The organism is Azospirillum doebereinerae (assembly GCF_003989665.1).
GTDB lineage: Bacteria > Pseudomonadota > Alphaproteobacteria > Azospirillales > Azospirillaceae > Azospirillum > Azospirillum doebereinerae.
On record NZ_RZIJ01000063.1, the window covers coordinates 1 to 6426 of the forward strand.

Genomic DNA, 6426 nt, shown 5'->3' on the forward strand with positions numbered 1-6426 from the left:
CCTCTACACACCAGACGAGTGCTGGAATTATCTCAGGCACGCCGGGTACGCGTCAGATTAAACGCTCGAAGCTCTAGCGCCCTGCTCGAACAGTGTACGGACACTGTCCTCGGCCAAGGCCATGGCCTTCCGGAGATGCTGAACCGTGATCCGCACCCCTGCGGCGAGGTTGCGCTTGGCGATCAGTTTGTGGACGCGATGCTGGTACTTGCTGACGTGGCGGGAAACGTCCTGGTCGGTGCAGGGCAGCGTGTGCCACTGCCCGGTTTCATCGTCGAGGATGGCGATCTCGCCGAGGTCGTAGGGATCGATCCGCAGGGTCCACGCCCTTTTCAAGCCGCCCCGTCGTGCCCGCAGTTCCTCCAGGATCCGCTTGTCGGCGTAAAGCAGGCCATCGTAATGAACTCCCACGTTGGAGATGGAACCGGTGACGAGTTCGCCGGTCATGCGGATGACGTGGTCGAAGCTGGGAACCGGGCGGACCGGGTAACGCTCGGTCAGCTCGAGCCACTTTTCAAGGGGACGGGCGCCGAGCGTGCCGTGAACCGTCATGTGGTAGTCGTCCACGATCCACTTCACCAGCATGCGGTTGACCTCGGGCAGGGACCGGCGCGCCCGCGCCACCGGGTCGTAGAAATCCTTCGTGCGCGACAGCAGGGTGCCTTCCTGGTGGCTGAAAACCTGCACGCCGATCGTGCCGAACAGCCGCTCGACCGCCCCCTTCAGCCAGGGCGATTTGACCGGCAGGTAGACGATACCGAAATCCAGCATGTCTTCGGTCAGGCGCAGGCTTCGGGAACGCAATTCCCGGCCGTTGTCGCTGAAGATCCATTCCGGAACGACGTGGCACGGCCAGTCATGCGCGAGCCCGTCGATGCTCGACAGATCCTTCTTCCAGAACGCATGGACGAGCGCGCGCTGCAGACAGGCGTAGGAGGGAGGCTCGAAGCTCAGGTGGGCGCCCAGGATGACGCGGGTGGCGCGATCGAGGAGCGCCGTCAGCCAGGGCCGGCCGGTGAGCGGGTGCGTCGCGATGAGATCGATCAGGCAATGGTCGATCTCGACCTCCTCCAACGGCCGCTCTGGAGGGGTGGTCCGGTCGAAGATCCCGTATTTCAGGTAGGCGGCGCGTCTGCCGTAGCGTCTCTCGAACTCCTCACGCTCCGTGTAAGTGCGCTCGATGAACCGACGGAACCTCCGGTAGCTGGCCGACGGAAGCTGGATGGCCTCGCAAGCTTTCACATACTGCCGGTAAGCGTAGGTCTTTCGCTTGCTCGGCATGTGCAGGTAGTAACGCTCAACCGCCTCGGCCATCAGCGTGTAGGGGGTGGTGGCGTTGGAAACATATGGCAGGCCTGGCTTCCGGTTGCCTCGCCGATGCTGATGAGGAATCAGCAAACGGATGTCGCGGCCGAAGCTGTTCCAAAGCCGGTACCATCGCTGGATGGTTCGGGGGTGCGGTTTGCGGATGGGAGGCGGTTCGACGGGATCGGCGGTGCCCCAGGTCGGTTTCCGTCGGCAGCGCAGCCTCTTCCCCGGCCCGCTTGGCCGCGAACTCCTGGTCTTCAATCTTCCACATCTCATGGTGAGCGGCATGGACGGCTTCGGCCGCGGCCTCGAAGGCCTGCAGCTTGGTCGGGTGGGTGGAAAGAAGGGTATCCGCCATGCTCACATAGGCAAGGCGGCGCTCAGCCTCACGGCGGACCTCCTTCGGCCAATATTCCCAGGTCTTGTCGAGGATTTCGACCAAGCTCTTCGGCAAGCTTCTGGGATCATAGGGAAAATGGGTGAGCTGGCGGGAACCGTACGCGTCATCGAGGTCATCATCGCTCCAGGTCCGCGGATCGGACCCGTCATACGGCTTGAGCAGATAGCCGCCGCGCTTGGGCTCGACCACACCCCACAGCGCCGTTTCGCCAGCGGCGTCGCGGATCGCCAGGGTGTCCCCCGGCCGGAACTTGAGTGGTACGACAGTCATCAACTCCCCCTGGGAGACAGTTGGGTATCCGGTCCGATGACGGCGTCGAGATCAAGCGTGAGTTCTCCAACGGCAACGAGGCCGAGCAGCGCACCGACGAGAAGCGGGTCCGACCCGATGATGGCCTGCAACGTGGCGAGGCTGATCGGTCGACCATCGACAAGACCGGTACGGACGATGGTGAGGTTGGCTGGGGTGAGGAAGGCCACCGCGGCCCGGATGCGGCGGCAGTTGGCCAACCGCGGTTGTTTTCGGATCTCGGTTTCGGTCCAGAGCTCGAAGGAGGCGCCACGCGCCACACAAGCGTCGGTGATGCGTGACCGGCGCCCCTTCAGGCTGGGATCGGCATCGAATTTGCGCCGAGGCATCGCCTCGCGGTAGACGACCTTCCCTTCCTGGGTGACCACGCGGAAGTCGGGCGTGTAGCTCTGCTCCCGTTGCCCGCCCGTCCAGACCAGGGTCTCGGGTTTGAGCGCGAAGTTGGCGACGTTCGGGTCGACATCCTGGATCACCATCAGGTCGCGTTCGAGCAGGCTCTCGAACGGCAGCCGGGCGTTACATTTGATCGACCGATACCAGCCGGAGCAGGATCGATAAGAGAGCCTGTTGGCTTTTGGTAGAAAAGACGATGAGGCCTCCCAGCGAGGGGAGCCCGCTTCCATCGGTTCCATGATGTCGCATCCCACGATGAATGAGAGAGTGGCAGGGAACGTCTCCACCATGAAAGCGCCCGGACGTTCCTCTGTGCCAAACCGACCTTGAGGATGGGGGTCAATCCGTGCCTCTGTGTGAAGCAACTTCCGGCCCGCTGGCCGAACATGACGAGATGATGTGTTTCGATCCACGCCTCTGTGTGAGAAGCAACCGCTTCGCTCGACAACGCTGATTGAAAGGAAGGAACAGCCGTCAACGCGCGAAACGTCGGAAACTCCTTGGTCAATGGTCGCGACCGAGCCTCCCTACGAAGCTCAAGGCAACGATCCTCGAGACATCCGGTCATTTGCGAACCCTTCCGCTTTTGCCGGGGCGCTTGGAGGTCGCGTCCATCAAGGCGAGCACGGACCGAACGGCTTCTCAGAACCGCTCGATCAGTTCCACCCCGGCCGGCAGGTCGGTGTGGTCGATCCGGATGTCGTAATCCTCGAACCGGCGGGCCGGCGGCAGCGTGTCCAGCTCAGGGCTGTCGAGATCATACACCGCACCCCGCACGTGGCGTCGCACCGCGACGCGCCGGAACAGGCTGGCGGCCGACGCGTTGCCGAGCGCGCTGTCGTGGCGGAACACGACCAGCCGTCGGCTGGCCATCTCGCCGCGGGCGGCCGAGCGGTCATGGTCGAACATCCGCTCCAGCGCCGTCCACAACAGGTCGAGGTCGGCCTCGTCGAAGCCGGTGCCCTCCGCCTTGCGTGGCCGCCCACCCAGGCCGCCGCGCTCGGCCTGCTTGGCCGAAATGAAGCCATGGACCCGGTACAGCGCGTAGGGCACCCGGTGCTTGCGCCCCATCGTCCGGTTTTCCCACCGCTCGTCCTCTTCCGTTCCCCTGCCCGCCTCCACAGTAGGATCGGTGTCCGCGTCCAAGGCCGTGCCTCGCCCATCGCCGGCCCGCTTTCCCCGAGCCTTCTTGCGGCTGCGCTCCTCCACTTCCTCGGTGGCGGCCATGCGGGTGATCGTCAGCTCCTGCGGCACGATCGGCTCGAGCGACTGGGCAAAGGCCAACTGCACCGGTCCCAGCACCTGGCCGCAATTCACCCCGGTGCTCATCACCGCCCCGAAGGCGCGGACATCGAAGAAATGGTCGCACATGAACCGGCGCACCGCCGCCGCCTCGTCCACGTCGCGCGGCGACAGCCGGGCGGCCGTCGCCACCGCTGGATCGCCCGGGCGGGCCGCCTAGTAGGCGGTGCGGTGGGTCCGGTTGAGGATGGCACCGTCCTGCAGATAGATGCCGAAGCGCGGATCGTCGCCATGGAACAGGCTGATGTAGTTGCAGATCTTGCGCTTTAGGCAGACGTCGGTGACCAGCCCGTGGCTGGTGTCGGGATCGAGGCGCGGCTGATTGCCGCTGTCCGGATCGCCGTTGGGGTTGCCGTTCTCTACTTCGAACAGCAGGACGAACTCGTGGCGTTTGGTGAGGACAGGCATGATGTCACTCCTCGAACTCGGGAGCCACTTCGGCGCTGTCCGGACCGGGCTGGGACGCCGGGTCGGCAGCCTCCGGGGCAGGCTTGCGGGTGTGGCGCTGGTGGTAATAGCCGATGGCGAAGCGGCCTTGGCTAAGCAGCTGCAACTGGCGCGGCAGGCTCATGTCCAGCCCGCGCGTGATCTCATCGATCTCGCGCTCGAACCAGACGGCGAGGCCGCGGGTCCGGCGATCCCGGTGCAGCACCGCCAGATGATGGGTGGTGGTGCGCAGCAGGCGGGGGAACACGCTGGCCGGGGCCGCCGAGGCGGCGCCGTAGTAGCGGTCGCGGACGCTGGCGTTGAGTTGCCCGAGGGCGGCGTGCTGCGCGTTCTCGAGGACGGCGAACAGCCGTCCCAGCCGGTAGGCCTAGTCGGATTCCGTGCGGTCGAGGCTCACGGGCACCCCTTGGATCGGGTTGGTGGACGGATCGGCGACACCGCGCCGGTGCAGGCGGGCCTCGCGCTGGAGGATGGCCTTGCACAGGGCGGCGCGCGGGCCGTCGGGCGGCTCGCCGGCGCGCAGGCGCTGGATCACCGCCGTCAGCAGGGTCCGCGGGTAACGGCCACCGGTGAGGATGGCCCGCATCAGTTCGCCGGCGAGCTGGGACGGGATGGTCTCGGGCCGCCCCTGACGCGCCAGGGCGTAGAGCAATGCCGCCGGGGCCGGTGGCCGCTTCCAGGCCGGCGGCTCGAGCCGCAGATCGTCCCAGTGGGCGGCCAGCCGCTCGAGTAGCGCCCCCGCCGTCAGCACCTGCCAAAAGCGCACCGACAGCCGCGGGCCGTTCGGCGCGAGACCGAGGATGCAAACGCGGACCTCGGGCTCGACACCGAGCGCGGCAGCCCGGCCGGCGGACGGTGCATCCAGCCAATCCCAGCTCCGGACAGGGTCGGGGCGGTCGCCCCCGTCACGCTGGCGATCGGGCGGTCCAGTCGGGAGCAGCACGGCGGCGACCAGCGCCTCGACTTGGCGGGCCGCCGCCTCGCCGTGGACGGCGGCGTCGGCCCAGAACACCGTGCTGGTATCGCCGATCCGCAGCCGGCAGCCGCTGCCCGGCGCCAGCAGGGCGTTGAGCGCCGCGCCGTATTGGAAGGCGGCGGCCTCCGAGACCGGGGCGTTGTCACCCTGGCGCTTGCCGTGCGAGGTGAAGGCGGCCTGGTAGAAGGACACCAGCGACGCCCCGGTTTCGCGGGCGCCCGACACGCCCTTGATGGCGGGGTGCAGGCGGGCGATCGGCGCGGTGCGGCCGCTGACCAGACACACCGCGTCCGGCCGGTTGCCGTTGGCGGCGTGAACTTCCCAGAGCGCCCGCGCCGCCGGCCGGTCATGCAGGAAGCGGGGCCGGCCGGCGGCATCGGTGTCGCCGGCGAGGCGGAAGGCCAGGGTGCGGTCGAGCAGCGCCGGCGAGAACGGCGGCTCCGCGAAGCGCTCACGCGTCCAATGGCGCAGGAAGCGCAGCAGCGTCCGCAGGCCGGGGTCCTCGGTGCCAGCGAGCAGCCGCTCGTGCCAAGCACGGAAAGCGTCGGCGCGGGCGGCGTAAGCCGCGGGCTCGCCGCCCTCCGCGGAACGGCCGAGGCCGAGGACATGGCGACTGTTGTCCCACAGGAAGAAAGGCGGCGGCCGGATCCCCGAGCGCTTGACCGAGCGCGGCACCGTCAGCGCTTGGCCTCGGCCCGGCGCCCTGCCGCCAAGCCGCAGGTCGTCGCAGGCGACCGGCTCGCCATCGGCGGCGAGCACGAGGCCGAAGGCGATGGTCTCGCGGCTGTAGCCGAAGGGGGCGACGTCGTGGCGGCGCTCCAGCCGGGCGTAGTGGGCGGTGAGGGCGGCGAGGACGCTCATGGTTGCACCGCCGCCGCGACGAAGGGCGGCACGTCGATGACGCCGTCGCGCAGGACGGCATGGAAGAAGCGGGAGGCGCGGTTGGCGGCGTAGTCGATGTCGAGCAGCATCAGGCCGAGATCACGGTCGCGCTAGTCGTCGGGCAGCCGGTGCGCCGGCGGCGGGCCCTCCCACAGCGTGACGTCGGCGGGAAACTCGCGGGTGCCGAGACACGGGGTGCGGAAGCATTGGCCGCGGCGGGCGCGGCGGGTGACGATGGTGAGGGGCTCGTCCAGCCGGTCGCCGGCCGGAGCGTCGTCGGTCAGGATGAGATGGGCGGTGACCAGATAATCGACCTCGACCAGGATGGTAGCGGCGCGTCGCTGGCGGATCTCGGTCGCGGCGCGCGGCAGGGTGTGAAGGGCACCGGTGCGCATGGCGTGGCGCACGG

4 protein-coding genes and 2 pseudogenes are annotated in these 6426 nt (G+C 67.8%); all 6 read right to left on the reverse strand.

Annotated features, from left to right (window positions below):
* Positions 1-57: 57 nt before the first annotated feature.
* Complete coding sequence (locus EJ913_RS31090; RefSeq protein ID WP_185910041.1) at positions 58-1314, reverse strand: TnsB C-terminal domain-containing protein; 1257 nt, start codon at positions 1312-1314, stop codon at positions 58-60.
* The gene (locus tag EJ913_RS32030) at positions 1298-1978 is read right to left on the reverse strand and encodes a hypothetical protein (protein ID WP_185910042.1); all 681 of its coding nucleotides are present in this window, start codon (positions 1976-1978) and stop codon (positions 1298-1300) included. Before EJ913_RS32030 ends, EJ913_RS31090 begins: the two co-directional genes overlap by 17 nt.
* Positions 1978-2649 carry a hypothetical protein gene (locus tag EJ913_RS31095; RefSeq protein ID WP_127005205.1) on the reverse strand — a complete coding sequence of 224 codons (672 nt, stop codon included), beginning with the start codon at positions 2647-2649 and terminating at the stop codon, positions 1978-1980. Before EJ913_RS31095 ends, EJ913_RS32030 begins: the two co-directional genes overlap by 1 nt.
* A 403-nt stretch (positions 2650-3052) precedes the next feature.
* Positions 3053-4120, reverse strand: a pseudogene (gene cas7c / locus EJ913_RS31100) (type I-C CRISPR-associated protein Cas7/Csd2).
* Between the two features lie 4 nt (positions 4121-4124).
* A pseudogene (cas8c, locus tag EJ913_RS31110) lies at positions 4125-5996 on the reverse strand (type I-C CRISPR-associated protein Cas8c/Csd1).
* Positions 5997-6127: 131 nt separating this feature from the next.
* Positions 6128-6426: type I-E CRISPR-associated protein Cas5/CasD (locus EJ913_RS31115; RefSeq protein WP_280531410.1), on the reverse strand; the 299-nt coding region annotated here is incomplete at its 5' end.